This window comes from Limnobacter sp. (genome assembly GCF_046297615.1).
In the GTDB taxonomy this organism is placed as follows: Bacteria; Pseudomonadota; Gammaproteobacteria; order Burkholderiales; family Burkholderiaceae_B; genus Limnobacter.
Genome location: NZ_JBKBHM010000001.1, coordinates 303,270 through 320,831, shown reverse-complemented (window position 1 = coordinate 320,831; position 17,562 = coordinate 303,270). Strand labels below are relative to the sequence as shown.

Sequence of the window (17,562 nt, the reverse complement as noted above, 5' to 3'; positions counted from 1 at the left end):
TTCAACTGGCGGAATCCGCAGTTTTCTTGGCTTTGGTGGTTTTGGCGGCTGCCTTGGCTGGTTTTTTCTCGCCCTTGGGCTCGAACTCAAACCCAATGGTGCCATCGGGCTTTTTCACCAGAAAGGCCTTGAATGCCCGTTTGGTTTTGGACGAAACAAACCGGGTCAGCAGGTCGGTCTTGCCCTGGAGCAGCAGTTTTTCCATCTGCTCACGCTCGATGGGCTGTTGCAGAATGACTTTCCCTGAACGGAAGTCGCAGGACTTCGACGGTCCCACCGATTTCTCGCACACATAGCTGGTCGGCATTTCAAAGATGCTGGATGCGCATTTCGGGCAGGGCCCCAGGCGGGTTTGACCGGAAAAGTCGACTTCTTCACCGTCCTCATCGTCCCGCGACTGGCCGAAATCAAACTCCAGCTTGTGCTCGCTGCTCAGCCTGAGCACTGCGGAAAACGGGCGACCCATTTTGCTGCGAAAGCCATCCAGCATGGGCAGCTCGCGGTCGCGCAGCAGGGCTTCCACCTCATCCACTTCAAACTGGCGCCCACCCGGCACTTTGGAAATGGAAAATTCGCAGGCTGTGCAGGCAAAGCGGCGGTAGTTTTCTTTCACCACACTGCCGCAATTGGGGCAAGGCGTGGTCAGTGTGGCGTAGTCGCCGGGGATGGTGTCCTCGGTGTAGTCCTTGGCCCGCTCCACAATGGTTTGGGTGATGCGGGCAATTTCACGCATGAACTGTTCGCGCGACAACTCGCCCTTTTCCATCAGGGACAGCTTGTACTCCCATTCACCCGTCAGTTCAGGCTTGGTGAGCTCTTCCACATCCAGGCCACGCAGCAAGGTAAGCAACTGGAAGGCCTTGGCCGTGGGCATCAGGGCGCGGTCTTCGCGCACCAGGTATTTTTCCCCCAGCAGCCCCTCAATGATGGCCGCACGCGTGGCCGGTGTGCCCAAGCCTTTGGCGCCCATGGCGTCGCGCAGTTCATCGTCGTCCACCAGTTTGCCAGCGCCTTCCATGGCGGACAGCAGCGTGGCTTCGCTGTAGCGGGCGGGCGGTTTGGTGTGCAGGCCAACGGCTTCAATGTCGTCGGTGGACACTTTTTCGCCTTGGGACACCGGCACCAGCGTGTCGTCATCGCCCGCGGACTGACGGCCATAAATGGCCAGCCAGCCCGGCTTGACCAACACTCTGCCCTCGGTTTTGAAGGCGTGACTGGCCACGGTGGTGATGCGGGTGGTGACGTTGTATTCGGCGGCCGGGAAAAACACAGCGAGGAAACGTTTGACCACCAAGTCGTACAACTTCTGTTCCGGCTCGCTCAGTGCTTTGGGCACCTGCAGGGTCGGGATGATCGCAAAGTGGTCGGAAATTTTGCTGTTGTCGAACACTCGTTTGTTCGGCTTGACCCAGTTGTTCTTCAGGATTTCCTCACAGAACTGGCCGTAGGCGCCTGCAATGTGGCCTCGGTCCAGGCCCACAAAGGCCTTCAGCGTCTGGTTCACCGTGCCCATGTAGTCTTCAGGCAGTGCCTTGGAGTCGGTACGCGGGTAGGTCAGCACCTTGTGCTTTTCGTACAGGGCCTGCGCCAGGCCCAGCGTGTTCTTGGCTGAAAAACCAAAGCGGCTGTTGGCCTCGCGTTGCAGGCTGGTCAGGTCGAACAGTTGCGGGGCTATCTGTGTGGCGGGTTTGCTTTCTTCGCTCACCGTGCCGGGCTGGCCATCGCAGGCGGCCACAATGGCGCGTGCCTTGGCTTCGTCCCACAGGCGGTCAGCGCGGTGTTCGGGGTCGTCTGTTTTCTTGAAGGCGGGGTCGAACCACCTGCCTTCATACGCGCCTTCCTGACAGCCAAAACCCGCCTTCACTTCGAAGTAGGCCCGGGGCACGAATTTTCGGATTTTTTCTTCGCGTTCCACCACGATGGTCAGCGTCGGGGTTTGCACACGGCCCACGGTGGTCAGGTAAAAACCGCCTTCCTTGCTGTTGAACGCCGTCATGGCGCGGGTGCCGTTGATGCCTACCAACCAGTCCGCTTCCGAGCGGCAACGGGCGGCATCGGCCAGCGGCAGCATTTCAGCGTCGCTGCGCAGGTTGTCGAAGGCCTGGCGGATGGCGGCGGGTGTCATCGACTGCAACCACAGGCGTTCAACCGGTTTGTTCGATTTGGCGAACTGCACAATCAGCCGGAAAATCAGTTCACCTTCACGCCCCGCGTCACAGGCGTTCACCAGGCCAACGACATCTTTGCGTTTGATGAGGCGGGTCAGCACTTTCAGGCGCGACTCGGTTTTGGCAATCGGGTTCAGGTCGAAGTGGGTGGGCAGCACCGGCAGGTTGGCAAAGCTCCACTTGCCGCGCTTGACCTCGAATTCATCCGGTGCCTTGATTTCCACCAAGTGGCCCACCGCCGAGGAGAGCACGTACTCGTCGCTCTCGAAGTATTCGTCGTGCTTGGTAAAGCCGCCGAGGGAACGTGCAATGTCCGCAGCCACCGAGGGTTTTTCCGCGATGATCAGTTTTTTTGGGGCGTCACTACTCACTTGGCTACTCTTGGCGTGTGCACTATTAATAGGGGTGGTTCGGTCGGCTGGCGCAGGCCATGCGGATTCGGACCCATGTGCGCCGAAGTGTAAGTGGCTTGTTCCCCACAAATCAAGGATTTCCACTTGAACTTGGCACCATGCTCCAATTCTGAGGGGGTGGTCATCGGCCCGCAGGCCCCACACGAACCCACCGTCCACCGGCCTCACAGACAGCCAGGCCAGCCAGTTCCAGCTCGGTCAGCGCAGCCAGGGTGTCATCTTCGTCCAGCCCGCAGTGACGGGCGATGTGGTCCACCTCGCGGGCCTGCCCGTCCAGCACGGCCAGTGTGGCTTGGCTGGCAGGGTCCAGCCCGTCGGTTGGCTCGGCCATGCACCCGGGGGCTTGGCCTCGGGTTTTGTAGGCTTCTTGCAACATTGGGGCTGTGTGGGTTTCACGGCCTGGTTTGAGTTGGGCCAGCGCTTCATCCAGCACGTCGGCCGCGCAATCGGCCAGCCCTGCCCCTTGTTTGATCATGGCGTGGCAACCGCGGCTCTGGCTGCTGTGCACCGACCCGGGCATGGCAAACACTGGCCGCCCAAGGCGGCTGGCCACCTGTGCAGTGATGAGGCTGCCCGACTTCACGGCCGCCTCCACCACCAGCAGGGCATCGGCCTGGCTGGCAATCAACCGGTTGCGCCGCGGGAAAAACGCCGGCTGCGGGGCGGTGCCCGGTGGGTATTCCGACAGCAACAGGCCTTGGTGGGCCAGCAGCCGTTCGGTGAGGTTGCGGTGGTGCTTGGGGTAGACCTGGTCTGGCCCGCAGCCCAGAACGGCGATGGTGCCGCCTTGCCCGTCCAGTGCGCCGTGGTGGGCCGCGCCGTCAATGCCTTCGGCCATGCCACTGGTGACCACCCACCCGGCTTGGGCAAAGGCCTTGGACATGGCTTGCGCATGCCCCAGCCCCACCTTGGTGGCGTTTCGGCTACCCACCACGCCCACGCTTCGGCAGGCCAGCAGGTGCCGGTTGCCGTGGCCAAACAACACCAAGGGCGGGTTTTTCAGGTCGAGCAGATTGGCCGGGTAGTCAGCCTGGCCCAACGCCAGCCAAAAGGCGTCGGGGTGTTGGTCCAGCCAATTCAGTGTGCGTTCGGTCCAGGTCTGCACCATGTCGCACGGTGTGGGCAACTGTGACCATTGGCCGCAGGCTGCAAGCTGAAGACGGGTTTTGCCATCCAATGCCGGGTTCAGTGCCAGGTTCAGGGCGATTTCCAGGGTTGGGGGGGCGGTCACCATGGGGCAACCCGAGCGAACTCTCGAAGCAAACAGGGCACAGAAGCGGTATCCTTATGGGCTGTAGACGTTGTTGCCTGGAGTCATCACCATGGCTTTGCTCCCGATTTTGAAGTACCCGGACCCCCGTTTGAAAACGGTGGCCACCCCAGTCACCCAGTTTGATGACCAACTTGTCAAACTCACCAAAGACATGGCTGAAACCATGTATGAAGCCCCCGGCGTGGGCTTGGCCGCCACACAGGTCAACGTGCACAAGCGGGTGATTGTGGTGGATGTCAGCGAAGACAAGTCCGGGCTGATTGTGTTTGTGAACCCCGAGATTGTTCAGGCCAGCCCGGACAGCAAGTCGTATGAAGAAGGGTGCCTTTCTGTGCCCGGCATTTATGAATCAGTGGACCGGCCAGACACGGTGCGCATCCGCGCACAGAATGTGAAAGGTGAATTTTTTGAGATTGACTGCGATGGCCTGCTGGCCGTGTGCATTCAACATGAAATTGACCATTTGAATGGCAAGGTGTTTGTCGAGTACCTGTCGCAGTTGAAACAGACCCGCATCAAAACCAAGCTGAAAAAACAGGAACGCGCCCAACTGTGAGGCGCACCAAGACCCCATGACCCATTCCCTCTCGGTGGCCTACGCGGGCACACCGGTGTTTGCCGAAGTGGCCCTGCGTCAAATTGTTGACGCCGGTTTTTCGGTGCCTTTGGTGCTGACCCAACCCGACCGCCCCGCGGGACGAGGCATGAAGCTGACGGCCTCGCCGGTCAAGCAGACCGCCTTGTCCTTGGGCATTCCCGTGGCCCAGCCGGTCAGCCTGCGCAAAGGCGATGACGCGGAAGCGGCCATTGAAGCCTTGTCCACGGCCAATCGGGGTCAACCGGTGGACGTGTTGGTGGTGGCCGCCTATGGCTTGATTCTGCCTCAGCGGGTGCTGGACATTCCGCGCCTGGGCTGTCTGAACATCCATGGCAGCCTGTTGCCGCGCTGGCGGGGCGCTGCCCCCATACACCGTGCGATTGAAGCCGGGGATGCTGAAACCGGCGTGTGCATCATGCAGATGGAGGCAGGCTTGGACACTGGCCCGGTTCGCCTGCGTGAGGCGGTGCCGATTGGTGAGCACACCACCACCGGGCAACTGCACGACACCCTGGCTGAACTGGGCGGGCGTTTGATCGTGTCGGCCCTCAACGCCTTGGAAGGCGAAGGGTTGCCCATGGAACCCCAACCGGATGAAGGCGTGACTTACGCGGAAAAAATCAGCAAGGCTGAGGCTTTGGTGGATTGGTCGGCACCTGCGCAGGCCATTCAACGCCGTATACGGGCCTTTGACCCTTTTCCCGGCGCGCACAGCTTGTGGCAGGGTGAAGCCCTCAAGCTGTTTGACCCGGTGTTGTTGCCTTGGCCTGGCCAAGCCCAAGCCCCCGGCACAGTGCTGGACCTGAGGCCTGACGGCTTGGTGGTGCAGTGTGGCCAAGGGGCTGTGCGGGTGGGCAGCCTGCAAAAGCCCGGTGCCCGCCGTGGGCCAGCGGCTGTAGTGGCCCAAAGCCTCGGGCTGGTGGCTGGAAACCTCTTGGGCCACTGACAGTCCAATTTCACGACAAGACTCGCAAGGAGAATTGCACCATGTTCAACTGGATGAAGACCTTCATGCTGATGGCGGCCATCACCGCCCTGTTCATGATGCTGGGTGGTGTCATGGGGGGCCGTTCTGGCATGACCCTGGCCCTGCTGTTTGCGCTGGTGATGAATTTCGGTGCCTACTGGTTCTCCGACAAAATGGTGCTGCGCATGTACAACGCGCAGGAGGTCGATGCCACCAACGCCCCCGAGTTCTACACCATGGTGGCAGACCTGGCCCAGCGTGCTGAGTTGCCCATGCCCCGTGTGTACATCATCAACGACCCGGCCCCCAATGCTTTTGCCACAGGCCGCAACCCGGAGAACGCGGCGGTGGCCGCCACCACTGGCATTCTGAAAGTGCTGTCCGCCCGGGAAATGCGCGGCGTGATGGCCCACGAGCTGGCCCACGTAAAGCACCGGGACATTCTGATTTCCACCATTTCAGCCACCATGGCGGGTGCCATTTCCGCCTTGGCCAATTTCGCCATGTTGTTTGGCGGACGCGATGACGAGGGGCGGCCTGTCAACCCGATTGCCAGCATTGCGGTGGCGTTGCTGGCACCGATTGCAGCCTCGCTGATCCAGATGGCCATTTCACGCGCCCGTGAGTACGAGGCTGACCGAGGCGGCGCAGAAATTTGCGGCGACCCCGCCGCCTTGGCCAGCGCGCTGGACAAAATTCACCGGTATGCCCAGGGCATCCCATTCCAAACCACTGAAGCCCACCCGGAAACAGCTCAGATGATGATCATGAACCCTTTGTCAGGCGGCGGCGTTCGCAGCCTGTTTTCCACCCACCCACCCACCGAAGAGCGGGTGCGCCGCTTGATGGACATGGCGCGCGGCGCCGGCGGTGGTCGCTAAGTGGCGGCCCCCAAGCAGGGAAAACCGCGCCCTCGCCCGCCTGTGGCGGATGTCGAGCCCTTGCGTGAAAGTGACCTGGCTTTTGCCTTGGGCAACGCGGCGTCTGTGATGGCCGCCGTGGTGTTTGATGGCCGATCGCTGGATTCCGCCCTCGATGGCGTGTTGCGCAACGTGCAGATGCCCGGTGTTCGCGGTGCCATCCGTGACTTGAGTTATTTCGGCCTGCGCAATTGGGGCCGGGGCGAGCTGGCCGTGGAACTGATGTCGGGCCGCCCCACCTTAAAGCCCACCGAGTTGGGTTGTCTGCTGGGTTTGGGCTTGAGCTTGATCTGGCCCGGCCAAACCGCCAAATACCCGGCGCACACCGTGGTGAATGAGGTGGTGCGGGCCTGCAGTTCGCGCCCGGGCTGGGTCGCTGCCAAGGGCTTGGTCAATGCCTGTTTGCGCAGCTTCCAGCGCGAAGAGGCGGCCGTGGTGGCCGAAGTGATACGTACGGTGCAAGGCCGCTGGAACCTGCCGGAATGGTGGGTGAACACGGTGCTGCACCAACACCCTGACGAGGGCCGCCAACTGCTGGAACAAACCGGCATGCATGCCCCGTTTGTGCTGCGCGTCAACCAACGTTGGGGCACGCCCGACGATTACGTGGCCGAACTGGAAAAACGCGGCGTGGTGGGTTATGTGGAAGGCCCAAGCGCCGTGTGGCTGCCCAAGGGCATGTCGGTTCACGACCTGCCGGGCTTTGCCCAAGGCTGGGTGTCCGTGCAGGACATGGCTGCCCAACTGGCGGCCCCCCTCATGGAACTGAAGGCGGGCCAGCGGGTGCTGGATGCCTGCGCAGCGCCGGGCGGAAAAACCGGCCATTTGCTGGAATGCGCCGACATTGACCTGACCGCCTTGGACATCAGCGCAGCCCGCATGGCCCGGGTTCAGGACAATGTGGACCGAATTGCCCCCACCTTGGGCACGCAATGGCGTTACACCGCCAAAGTGGCGCCTGCGCAGGACTTGACCGCGTGGTGGGACGGCCAGCCTTTTGATGCGGTGTTGGCCGATGTGCCTTGCACGGGCTCAGGCGTTGCGCGCCGCCACCCCGACATTCCGTGGTTGAGGCGGCCTCAGGATTTGACCCAGTTGTCGCGCCTACAACACACTCTGCTGGATGCGTTGTGGTCGGTGGTCAAGCCGGGCGGTACACTCACGCTCGTGACGTGTTCCATCTTTCAAGAAGAGGGCCCCTTGCTGGCAACCGCATTCCTAGAACAGCATTCCGACGCGCAGGCATTGCCCGCGCCGGGCTTGGTGTATCCCATGCTGGATGACCAAGGGCATGTCCACCCGGCCTCGCCAGACGGGTTTTTCTACGCCCGCTTCAGCAAGCGCCCCTGACGGAGGCCCCTTGCAGCCCCACGCCCCGTCAGCCTTGAGGGTCAGCAGCCCTGCCCCCCGCCAAGGCGGGTGGTGGCTGTTGGCCTGTTTGCTGATGGTGTTGGTGTTTGCAGCCCCGTTGCAGGTGCGTGCGCAGCAAGACTCGTACACCCGAATCACCGGTGTGAAGCTGGAGCCGGTCAAAAATGGAGCCCAAGCAGGCTGGAACCTGGCCGCTGAACTGGACATTCACTTGGGCCAACGCCTGAAAGACGCGCTGGACCGGGGCCTGCCCCTGAAGTTTTCACTGGACTTCAAACTGTCCAAAGACCGTTGGTACTGGGCCGATGAAGAGGCTGCTAACGCCAGTTACCTGTACACCCTGTCGTACAACGCCTTGACCCGCACCTACCAATTGGCGGGCCCAGCCGGGGTGCTGAACACACCCAAGTTTGAGGAGGCCATGGAGAACATGGCCCGCATCCGCGACTGGCCGGTGCTGCGCAAAGACCAGGTCCGCCTCAATGAACGGTACCAGGCGCAGGTTCGGTTCCGCCTGGTGTTGACCGAGCTGCCCAAACCGTTCCAGATCAGCGCGCTGGTCAACAGTGAGTGGGACTTGTCCACCGACTGGTTGACCTTCGACTTCACGCCGCGCAAAGAGAACTTCAAATGAACCCGTGGCTTGAGAATACGCGGTGGTTGCGGTACACCCTGCTGATTCTGGCTGGCCTGGGTGGTGTTTTGTTGTTTGTGCTGGCTTCGGCCTCGTCCAACACCGATTTCTTCGAGTCGAACTACCCCCTGCTGATCACCTTGAACGGGGTGATTGCGCTGGGTTTGCTCAGCATCCTGACCTTGCTGATTGTGCGCATGGTGCGCCGGTACCGCGCGGGTGTGTTTGGTTCGCGGCTGATGCTGCGCATGTCCCTGTCCTTTGCCCTGATGGGGCTGATTCCCGGCCTGCTGCTGTACATCGTGTCGGTCCAGTTTTTGGCCAAAAGTATCGACAGTTGGTTTGATGTGCGGGTGGACGGGGCGTTGGAGTCGGGCCTGAACCTGGGCCAGACCGCGCTGGACAGCCTGATCAATGAATTGGGTTTGAAGGGGCAGTCCATCTCGGTGGAATTGTCCCGCGCCACACCCAGCCAACAGTTGTTAGAGTTGACCCGCTTGCGGGACGCAGCCGGTGTGCAAGAGTTGACCCTCCTGACCGAAACCGGTCAAGTGATTGGCAATGCGGGTGGCACGCTGGAAAGCCTGCTGCCCAGTTTGCCCAGCCCCTCGATGTTGCGTCAGGCTTTGATGACCCGCCCCTTCCAGCAGATTGAACCCGACCCGGTGGACCCGACGGGCCGGTTGGTCATGCGGGTGGTGGTGCCGATTGCGCCGCCGCTCACCAGTTTTGACCTGGGCCAGCGTTATGTGCAGATTCTTCAGCCCGTGCCTGCCACGCTGGCGCAGCGGGCCAATGCGGTGCAGGCGGTGTACCGGGACTATCAGGAATTGCAGTTGTCACGTTCTGGCCTGCGCAAAATCTATGGCATCACGCTCACCCTGGCGCTGATGTTGACCGTGTTTGTGTCTGTGGCGGCGGCGTTTTGGTTGTCGTCGAGGTTGTCGGCCCCCCTGCTGTGGCTAGCCGAGGGCACCAAGGCCCTGGCCAGTGGCAACTTCAAGACCATGCAGCCGGTCACCGCCGACGATGAACTGCGCGAGCTGACCGAGTCGTTCAACACCATGACCCGCCAGTTGTTTGAAGCACAGCGCCGCCTGCAGGCCAACCAGGCGCAACTGGCGGCCAACAACAACTTCCTGCAAAGCCTGCTGGGCAGTTTGTCGGCCGGGGTCTTGGTGTTGGACCACAAACTGCGCCTGACCATGGTCAACGAAGGCGCTTTGCGGATTTTTGACCGTGAACTGTCCAGTAGCCTGAACCACCCGCTGGACGATGTGGAAGGCCTTGAAGGCTTCGCCATCGCCGTGCGCGCCAGCATTGCTGACAACCAGGGCGAAGGCCTTCAGGACGGCGGTATTTGGCAAAAGCAGCTTGAAATTCCCCGCGCTTTTGACCCCACCACCACCAAGTCGCTGTTGGTGCGGGGTTCGCGTTTGCCCGGCGAGAAGGCAGGGCACGTGCTGGTGTGTGACGACATCACCGCGCTGATTTCAGCCCAGCGAACCATGGCCTGGGGTGAAGTGGCGCGACGCCTGGCGCATGAGATCAAGAACCCGCTCACGCCGATTCAACTGTCGGCTGAACGCCTGCAGATGAAGTTGGCGCCCAAGTTGGTGGATCCGGAATCCGGCATTCTCGACCGGGCGACACGCACCATCGTCAACCAGGTTGAATCGCTGAAACGTTTGGTCAATGACTTCCGTGATTACGCCCGCCTGCCGCCCGCAGAGCTTCGCCCCTTGAACCTGAATGAGTTGGTGGAAGACGTGCTCACCCTTTATGACCTGCAACTGGACATGAAGGCCGAAGCGCCCTTGCCGCCGGATTCTCAGTTCGTACCGAAACTGTCCAAAAATTTGCCGCAGGTGGCCGGAGATTCATCGCAGTTGCGACAAGTCATCCACAATTTGTTGCAGAATGCTGTGGATGCCTGTGGCGAGTGCCAAGAGCCCAGGGTAGAGGTGCGCACCGAAGGTGTGTTGTCGCCGGAGGGTGACCACCACTTGGTGGCCATCAAGCTGGTGGTGGCTGACAACGGCCCGGGCTTTAACCCCGATGTACTGGCCAAGGCTTTCGAGCCGTACATCACCACCAAAACCAAAGGCACTGGCTTGGGCTTGGCGATTGTGCGCAAAATTGCCGATGAGCACAAAGCGCGTATCGCCATCAGGAACAGGATAGACGCGCAGGGCAAGGTATGTGGAGCGGCCGTGGAACTGACGTTCCCGGTGCTGACAGAGACTCAACCGACAGGTCAGACTGCTTAAAGGAAGGATCACTCGCACATGGCAACCATTCTCGTTGTAGATGACGAAATTGGCATTCGTGAATTGCTGTCCGAGATTCTCGGTGACGAAGGCCACGCTGTGCTGCTTGCGGAAAATGCAGGCCAGGCACGCGCCATCCGCGAGTCGGAAACCCCCGACCTGGTGTTGCTCGACATCTGGATGCCCGACACCGATGGTGTCACTTTGCTCAAGGAATGGGCCGTCAAAGGGTTGCTGACCATGCCGGTGATCATGATGTCTGGCCACGCCACCATCGACACGGCCGTGGAGGCCACCCGCATCGGCGCACTCGATTTTCTGGAAAAACCCATCGCGTTGCAAAAGCTGTTGGGGGCCGTTGAAAAGGGTTTGGCGCGGGGCAAGATGGTGCAGTCTGCCCGGGCCTTGATGCAGTCCCAGCCCAAGGCGCAGGCTGCCAGCCCGGCCAGTGTGGGTGGCCCGGCAGTGATTGGCTCGGTGCCCTTGCCTGCCCAGGCCGAAGACGATGACACCCCGCTGGGCGCAGCCATGGCGGAGCTGGCCCGTCTGGACTTGGACGCTCCGCTGCGCGACGCCCGCGATGCCTTCGAGCGCATCTACTTTGAATACCACCTGCGCCTTGAAAACGGCAGCATGACCCGCCTTGCCGAGCGCACCGGCATTGAGCGAACGCACTTGTACCGCAAGCTCAAGCAACTGGGTGTGGAAGTGGGCCGTTCGGTGCGCAAAACCCTGGCATGAAAATCATCATCGTCGGCGCTGGGCGGGTGGGCGCAAGCCTGGCTGAAAACCTGGTGTCCGAACGCAATGACATCACCCTCATCGACCCCGACATCACGGTCCTGAACAACCTTCAGGACCGTTTCGATTTGCGCACCATTCAAGGCAACGGGGCTTTTCCGGGTGTGCTGAAACAAGCAGGCGCCGAAGACGCCGAGTTGTTGGTGGCGGTGACGCGCAGCGATGAAACCAACCTCGTGGCATGCCGCATTGCCGCCCAAATGTTCAATGTGCCCCGCCGCATTGCCCGCGTGCGCTCCGCAGAATTGGCCGAACAGGCCACCCTGCATGGCGATGATGGCTTCAATGTGGACCACGTGATTTGCCCTGAGCAAAGCGTGACTGACCACATCAGCCGGCTCATCGAGTTTCCCGAGGCTTTGCAGGTGCTGGAGTTCGCCGACGGGCTGGTGACTTTGGTGTCGGTTCGTGCCTTTGCCGGTGGCCCCTTGGTGTCCCATCCGATTGAAGATTTGCGCAAACACTTGCCCAAGGTGGATGTGCGGATTGTTGCTTTGATCCGCGACAACCAGCACTTGCCCGTCGATGGGTACACGATGATTCAGCCCGGCGACGAGGTGTTCTGCCTGTGCGCCAGCAAGCATGTTCGGTTGGTGATGTCGGAATTGCGGCGCATGTCCAAGCCCGTGTCCAAAGTCATGATTGCCGGTGGCGGCAATATTGGCCTGCGTTTGGCCAAGGCCTTGCAAGGGCAGGTGCAGGTCAAGCTGATTGAAGCCGACCGCCGCCGTTGCGACGAACTGGCCCGTCAATTGGATGCCGCTACCTTGGTGTTGCACGGCGACGCCACCGACGAGGATTTGTTGGGCGATGAAAACGTTCAGGACTCCGATGTGTTCATCGCATTGACCAGTGACGATGAGAACAACATCATGTCCTCGCTGCTGGCCAAGCGCATGGGCGCGGAACGGGTGATCACGCTGATTCAGCGCAAGGTGTATGCCGACCTGGTGCAGGGCGGCCAGATCGACATTGCCCTGACGCCCTCGCACGCCACGCTGAGTGAATTGCTCAAACACATCCGCCGAGGCGACATTGTGGCAGTGCACCGCTTGCGCAAAGGCGTGGCCGAGGCTTTGGAAGTGGTGGCCCACGGGGACGCGAAATCGTCCCGCGTCGTGGACCGTTTGGTTGAGGACATCAGCCTGCCCAAGGGCGTGGTGATTGGCGCTGTGGTTCGCGATGGCGAGGTGTTGATGGCCCACCATGATTTGCGCATTCAGTCCGAAGACCATGTGCTGTTGTTTGTCGAACACCGGAAGCTGATTCCCGCCGTGGAAAAGCTCTTCCAGGTGGGTGTCGGCTTTTTCTGAGCGCTCTGGGCCATGCGGCGATCCCTGTTTCCAGTGTTGTCGGTGCTGGGCTTTGCCATTGCCCTGTTCTCGGTGACGTTTCTGGTGCCGCTGGCCTACGCGGTGCTCACTGGTGAAGACACGGCCAACGCCTTTCTAACAGGCTTTGTGCTCACTTTCGGGGCGGGGGTTGGCATGCACGTGCTGACCCGCCGTTACCGGCGCGAACTGCAAGCCCGTGATGGCTTTCTGCTGGTGTCCACACTGTGGACCAGCATGCCTGCAGTGGCCACGGTGCCCATGATGTTGTACCTGCAGGGTTTGTCATTCACTGACGCCTATTTTGAAATGGTGTCCGCCATGACAACCACCGGGGCCACCGTGTTGACCGGCCTTGACCACTTGCCTGCCAGCATCAACATTTGGCGCCACTTGTTGTCCTGGGTGGGGGGCATGGGCATTCTGGTGCTGGCTGTGGCAGTGTTGCCGCTGCTGGGGGTGGGCGGCTCCCAGGTGTTCAAAGCCGAAACGCCGGGGCCCATGAAGGACAGCAAACTCACGCCCAGAATCACTGAAACCGCACGGGCCTTGTACACCGTGTACGTCGTCATTTCCCTGGCCTGCGTGGTGGCGTATCGCGTGGCCGGCATGACCTGGCTGGATGCGTTCATGCATGCCGGGTCAACCATGTCGTTGACTGGCTTTTCGTCGCACGACGCCAGCTTTGCCCATTTCAACTCACCCGCCATTGAAGCCGTGGCCGTGGTGTTCATGTTGATTGCGCTAGTGAATTTTTCCATTCATTTCCTGGCTTGGCGCGGGCGTTCGCTCAAACCCTACCTGCATTGCCCGGAAACCCGCTGGCAGATGGGCCTGTTGGCGTTTTCGGTGTTGCTGATCACCTTGTTTCTTTTGGCCCATCAGGAATACACCCGCTTTTCCGAGGCCTTCCGTTACGCCGTGTTCAACATTGTGTCGGTGGCGTCCACCACGGGCTTTGCCAACACGGACTACGCCTTGTGGCCTGCCTTTGCGCCCATGACCATGTTGCTGTTGAGCATGGTGGCGTCGGCCGCCGGTTCCACCGGGGGTGGTGTGAAAATGATGCGGGCGGTCATTCTCGTGAAACAAGCGGTGCGTGAGCTGTCGCGCACCCTGCACCCCAGGGCCATCAACCCGATCCGTTTGGGCAACCAAGTGGTTGAGAACCCGGTCATCTTCGGGGTGCTGGCCTTCATGTTGATGTACGGCTTGAGTGTGATTGTGTTGTCGATGATGCTGATGTTCACCGGCCTGGACCCCATCACCGCCTTCTCGGCCATCATCGCTTGCATCAACTGCTTGGGGCCGGGTTTGGGGGCTGTTGGGCCAGCCAGCAATTTTCAGGGTTTGGGCGATGTGCAAACCTGGATCTGCACCTTCGCCATGCTGCTGGGCCGTCTGGAATTGCTGCCCATTCTGGTGTTGTTCACCCCCGCGTTTTGGCGCAAGTGAACCCAATGAGCAACCCTGACAGGCAGCCGGCCACCCGCGTGCAACTGGTGGCTGGTATTGACCCCTTGGCCCGTATGCGGTGGATGGATTCGGCTTTGGCCACCCGCCACCCTGCGGACAAAGTCACCGTGCTGGCCTCGTCCGAATTGTTCGCCCGTTTGGATGTGCATCAACAGGCCCAGCGTTTTGAAGCCGACGCTGCGTTGAAAGCCAGCGGTGTGCATTTGATGCGCCTGGCCCCCGGCTGTGCCTGTTGTTCTTCCCGCTTGATCATGAGCACCCACCTGAGCAGAACCCTGCGCCTGAACCCACCCGATTGGTTGGTGTTGGAGCTGGAATCGGCCAGCCACCCCGACAAAGTGTTGGAATTCTTGCAGGAACCCCAGTGGCGGGGGTGGTTCAGCAGCATTGAACTCGTGCATACTGACCCTGTGAGTCCATCTCCGCCAATTAACCCTTGAAAAAACCGGCGGACACCCGATATATCAATCAGTAAAGCTGCACAGGGAGTTCACCATGTTAATGATGATAGACAGCCCGTACTACTGCGTTGTGGATTTGGTGATGCAAGAAGGCGAGCCCAGCATGGGCATCGAAATTGTGGACAAAAACACGCAGAAAGAACTTTTTCTGCACGGCGAAGCCGCCCAGCGCTTCCGCGAGCACGTGGCCCATCTGGCCCAGCAGTCGCCCGACATGGACGATCTGGAAGCCTTCATGGACGCTTACCGGCCCTGGATGCAGACCTCCGTGGCCTTGCATTAAACAGAGGCCCCACTGAACCGTCCTTGATCCAGATCAAGGCGGTGCCTTGGCCCAAGGGGTAAGGTGCAGTCTGACCCAGTGTGGATTCAGACTGCATGAACACGACACCCCTGACCCTGGCCGATACCCAGCACCTGCGCCCTGATGGGCGATGGCAGGGCTTTGCCCGCGTGGAGGGCATGGACTGTGCCGCCTGTGCCTTGGACCTTGAACAGGCGGCGCGCCATGTGCAGGGCCTGGACCAATTCGAGGTCAACCCGGCCAGCGGCTGGGCCAGTTGGGTGGCCACCGGTGCCCAAGCCATCACTGCGATGGCACAGCAGGCCCGGCGCCTGGGGTACGGCTTGACCGTACAGGCGTGTGAATCAACAGACCGCGTGGCCGGGCAACGCCACAGCCAACAGGCGCGTTCACGCCTGCTTCGTTTTCTGGTGGCGCTGCTGGCCATGATGCAAATCATGATGTACAGCGCACCCGAGTACCTCTATTCCGTGGCCGACATCGGCACTCAAGAGGCCAGCCTGTTGCGTTGGGCCCAGTGGGTGATTGCCTTGCCCCTGGTGTTGTATTGCGTGCGCCCCTATGTGTCCAGGGCTTGGCGTGCTGCCCGTGATGGGCGTTTGGTGATGGACCAGTTGGTGGCAGTGTCGGTGTGGCTTGCATTTGCGCTGAGCAGCCTGCGGCTGACCGACTTGTCACAGCCCGTCTGGTTTGATTCGGTGGCCATGTTGCTGACCCTGCTGCTGGGGGTGCAATGGTGGATGGGCCTTTACACGGCCAAAGCCTTGACCTTTCTGGCCGCCCAGCAGTCCGATTTTCCGGTGCAGGTGGCGGTGTGGCGCAACGAGGAGTGGGCCCCACAGGCCGTTAGCCGCTTGGCCAGTGGCGACCGAATTCGCTTAAGCCAAGGCCAGGTATGCCCCGTCGATGCCCAATTGCCGGCGGGTGCGCATGGCTGGCTGGATGAGTCCATGCGCACTGGGGAAGCCGACCCGGTGTATCGCCAGCCACGCGACTGGGTGCTGGCGGGCAGCCGGGTGTTGTCCCACACGCTGGAGTTGGAGGTTCGTGGGCTGGATGGGCAGTCCAGCCTGGGGCAACTGGGCCATTTGTTGCGCAAAGCAGTGGCTGGGCGGCCCGGGCACCGCTCCGTGATGGACCGGGCATTGCCTTGGTTTGTGGGGGTTGTTGCGCTGTGTGCACTGGGCAGCGGGCTGTGGTGGGCCCAGGTGCAGGGCGACAGCGCGCAGGCTTGGTCGGCGGTGGTGGCGGTGTTGATGGTGACCTGCCCTTGTGCCTTGGCCTTGGCTCAACCGCTGGTGCGCCTGTTTGCCATGCGAAATTTGGCCGCGTCAGGGGTGTTGATCCGCAACCCCGAGGCATTGGACCGATTGCATGCGGTGCGGGTGTTGGCCTTGGACAAAACCGGCACCCTCACCAGTGGCACGGCGCAGTTGCGTGGGGTCGAGGTTCAGTCGGCCAGCCCACATTGGCCGAGGCACGACTTGCTGGCTTTGGCGGTGTCTTTGGCTGGGCATTCCATGCACCCTTTGTCCCGCGCATTGATGCGCGAATTGGTCTTGCAAGCCCGCGACAAGCCTTTGAGCCCTGTTGTGCTCGACTCGGTTCAGGAGCAAAAGGGTTTGGGCTTGAGTGCCCACTTAAGCCATCACGCTCAAGCGTGGTCAGCCCGTTTGGGCAGTGCACGCCACGTGGGTGCACTGGCGGACTGCCCGGGGGCCAACGGTGCCAGCCAGGTGTGGCTTTCGGTGGCACCAGCCGGGCAAGCCGGGGCACCTTGGGTGCTTGTGCGTTTCGATCTCCACATGCCCGACAGCCCCGACCTGGCGGGCGCGCTTGCTGCGCTCAAGTCCAATTACGCCGTGCATGTGGTGTCGGGCGACCGATGTGAAGCTGTCGAAACCTGGAGCCCTGAGTTGCGTTTCACCAGCCGCCAGGCTGAGCTGGACCCACAGGCCAAGACTGAGTGGATTGCCCGCGAGCAGGCCAAGGGTTTGAGTGTGTTGATGATGGGCGACGGGATGAACGATGCAGCGCCGTTTGCCCAAGCCGATGTGTCAGTGGCCGCGGCGGGGGCCAGTAACCTGAGCGCAAGCCAGGCCGATTTGTTGATGCTCAGGCCTGGCCTAACCCCGTTGCAGCATGTGCTGGGCATTGGGCGATGGGCCCATCGGCTCGGTGCGCAAAACCTGGTGTGGTCGGTGGTGTACAACTTGGTGGCTTTGCCCTTGGCCATGAGCAACCACCTGACCCCGTGGATGGCCGCTTTGGGCATGGGTTTGAGCAGTGCAGTGGTGGTCGCCAATTCCTTGCGCTTGGGGAGGCTTGAATGAGCATTCTGATGTTGTTGATTCCCTTGAGTGTGGCCTTGCTTGGTGTGGTGGGTGTGGCGCTGTTCTGGGCGGTTCATTCAGGCCAGTTCGACACCGGCGATGAACAGGCCTTGCAGGTGGTGCAGGATGACGACACCCCGGTGGCGCGTTGAACCGGCCAAGGCGGCAAATCGGGTTTGCTTGATTTAGGTCAAGGCGCTTCATCCCACACCTCGGCACGATGGAGTCTCCGAATACTCACT

The 17,562-nt window shown here is 61.1% G+C and carries 15 protein-coding genes; 13 read left to right on the top strand and 2 right to left on the bottom strand.

Translation table 11 applies throughout. The annotated features are described in order from the left end of the window. Position 1: 1 nt before the first annotated feature. Together ACK4FF_RS01510 and dprA are read right to left on the bottom strand one after the other, a co-directional pair. Positions 2–2,539, bottom strand: a complete 2,538-nt coding sequence (locus tag ACK4FF_RS01510; RefSeq protein ID WP_409703882.1) for a DNA topoisomerase III — start codon at positions 2,537–2,539, stop codon at positions 2–4. Positions 2,540–2,702: 163 nt separating this feature from the next. Next, the gene (gene dprA / locus ACK4FF_RS01505) at positions 2,703–3,815 is read right to left on the bottom strand and encodes a DNA-processing protein DprA (RefSeq protein WP_409703880.1); all 1,113 of its coding nucleotides are present in this window, start codon (positions 3,813–3,815) and stop codon (positions 2,703–2,705) included. 88 nt (positions 3,816–3,903) lie between these two features. On the opposite strand from dprA, the gene def reads away from it, so the two are divergent. From def to ccoS, 13 genes are all read left to right on the top strand, one after another. Then, positions 3,904–4,410: a peptide deformylase gene (def, locus tag ACK4FF_RS01500; RefSeq protein WP_409703878.1), complete on the top strand. Its 507-nt coding sequence runs from the start codon at positions 3,904–3,906 to the stop codon at positions 4,408–4,410. Between the two features lie 16 nt (positions 4,411–4,426). Further along, the gene (gene fmt / locus ACK4FF_RS01495; protein WP_409703876.1) at positions 4,427–5,398 is read left to right on the top strand and encodes a methionyl-tRNA formyltransferase; all 972 of its coding nucleotides are present in this window, start codon (positions 4,427–4,429) and stop codon (positions 5,396–5,398) included. Positions 5,399–5,439: 41 nt separating this feature from the next. After that, positions 5,440–6,300, top strand: a complete 861-nt coding sequence (htpX, locus tag ACK4FF_RS01490) for a zinc metalloprotease HtpX (protein ID WP_409703874.1) — start codon at positions 5,440–5,442, stop codon at positions 6,298–6,300. Further along, positions 6,301–7,689 carry a 16S rRNA (cytosine(967)-C(5))-methyltransferase RsmB gene (gene rsmB, locus ACK4FF_RS01485; protein WP_409703872.1) on the top strand — a complete coding sequence of 463 codons (1,389 nt, stop codon included), beginning with the start codon at positions 6,301–6,303 and terminating at the stop codon, positions 7,687–7,689. Between the two features lie 10 nt (positions 7,690–7,699). Next, positions 7,700–8,344 (top strand): DUF4390 domain-containing protein, encoded by a 645-nt coding sequence (locus ACK4FF_RS01480; protein ID WP_409703870.1) that lies wholly within the window; start codon positions 7,700–7,702, stop codon positions 8,342–8,344. After that, the gene (locus ACK4FF_RS01475) at positions 8,341–10,614 is read left to right on the top strand and encodes an ATP-binding protein (protein WP_409703868.1); all 2,274 of its coding nucleotides are present in this window, start codon (positions 8,341–8,343) and stop codon (positions 10,612–10,614) included. The genes ACK4FF_RS01480 and ACK4FF_RS01475 overlap by 4 nt, the downstream gene beginning before the upstream one ends. A gap of 18 nt (positions 10,615–10,632) precedes the next feature. Continuing rightward, positions 10,633–11,355 carry a response regulator gene (locus ACK4FF_RS01470; RefSeq protein ID WP_409703866.1) on the top strand — a complete coding sequence of 241 codons (723 nt, stop codon included), beginning with the start codon at positions 10,633–10,635 and terminating at the stop codon, positions 11,353–11,355. After that, a complete protein-coding gene (gene trkA, locus ACK4FF_RS01465; protein ID WP_409703864.1) occupies positions 11,352–12,728 on the top strand; it encodes a Trk system potassium transporter TrkA in 1,377 nt (458 codons plus the stop codon). Before ACK4FF_RS01470 ends, trkA begins: the two co-directional genes overlap by 4 nt. A 12-nt stretch (positions 12,729–12,740) precedes the next feature. Next, entirely contained in the window at positions 12,741–14,201 is a 1,461-nt protein-coding gene (locus ACK4FF_RS01460; protein ID WP_409703862.1) for a TrkH family potassium uptake protein, read from the top strand. 5 nt (positions 14,202–14,206) lie between these two features. Further along, a complete protein-coding gene (locus tag ACK4FF_RS01455) occupies positions 14,207–14,662 on the top strand; it encodes a GTP-binding protein (RefSeq protein ID WP_409703860.1) in 456 nt (151 codons plus the stop codon). Positions 14,663–14,717: 55 nt separating this feature from the next. After that, positions 14,718–14,966: a DUF3567 family protein gene (locus ACK4FF_RS01450; protein WP_409703858.1), complete on the top strand. Its 249-nt coding sequence runs from the start codon at positions 14,718–14,720 to the stop codon at positions 14,964–14,966. Positions 14,967–15,061: 95 nt separating this feature from the next. Next, on the top strand, positions 15,062–17,320 hold the full coding sequence (locus ACK4FF_RS01445; RefSeq protein WP_409703856.1) for a heavy metal translocating P-type ATPase: 2,259 nt from the start codon (positions 15,062–15,064) through the stop codon (positions 17,318–17,320). After that, the gene (gene ccoS, locus ACK4FF_RS01440; protein WP_409703854.1) at positions 17,317–17,472 is read left to right on the top strand and encodes a cbb3-type cytochrome oxidase assembly protein CcoS; all 156 of its coding nucleotides are present in this window, start codon (positions 17,317–17,319) and stop codon (positions 17,470–17,472) included. The genes ACK4FF_RS01445 and ccoS overlap by 4 nt, the downstream gene beginning before the upstream one ends. Positions 17,473–17,562: the final 90 nt, after the last annotated feature.

What these genes read in the sequence shown, in the direction of transcription:
- fmt (WP_409703876.1), top strand. Translation starts at nt 4,427, where the DNA reads ATGACCCATTCCCTCTCGGTGGCCTACGCGGGCACACCGGTGTTTGCC.
- trkA (WP_409703864.1), top strand. Translation starts at nt 11,352, where the DNA reads ATGAAAATCATCATCGTCGGCGCTGGGCGGGTGGGCGCAAGCCTGGCT.
- dprA (WP_409703880.1), bottom strand. Translation starts at nt 3,815, where the DNA reads ATGGTGACCGCCCCCCCAACCCTGGAAATCGCCCTGAACCTGGCACTG.
- ACK4FF_RS01445 (WP_409703856.1), top strand. Translation starts at nt 15,062, where the DNA reads ATGAACACGACACCCCTGACCCTGGCCGATACCCAGCACCTGCGCCCT.
- ACK4FF_RS01455 (WP_409703860.1), top strand. Translation starts at nt 14,207, where the DNA reads ATGAGCAACCCTGACAGGCAGCCGGCCACCCGCGTGCAACTGGTGGCT.
- ACK4FF_RS01470 (WP_409703866.1), top strand. Translation starts at nt 10,633, where the DNA reads ATGGCAACCATTCTCGTTGTAGATGACGAAATTGGCATTCGTGAATTG.
- ccoS (WP_409703854.1), top strand. Translation starts at nt 17,317, where the DNA reads ATGAGCATTCTGATGTTGTTGATTCCCTTGAGTGTGGCCTTGCTTGGT.
- htpX (WP_409703874.1), top strand. Translation starts at nt 5,440, where the DNA reads ATGTTCAACTGGATGAAGACCTTCATGCTGATGGCGGCCATCACCGCC.
- ACK4FF_RS01460 (WP_409703862.1), top strand. Translation starts at nt 12,741, where the DNA reads ATGCGGCGATCCCTGTTTCCAGTGTTGTCGGTGCTGGGCTTTGCCATT.
- def (WP_409703878.1), top strand. Translation starts at nt 3,904, where the DNA reads ATGGCTTTGCTCCCGATTTTGAAGTACCCGGACCCCCGTTTGAAAACG.
- ACK4FF_RS01475 (WP_409703868.1), top strand. Translation starts at nt 8,341, where the DNA reads ATGAACCCGTGGCTTGAGAATACGCGGTGGTTGCGGTACACCCTGCTG.
- ACK4FF_RS01450 (WP_409703858.1), top strand. Translation starts at nt 14,718, where the DNA reads ATGTTAATGATGATAGACAGCCCGTACTACTGCGTTGTGGATTTGGTG.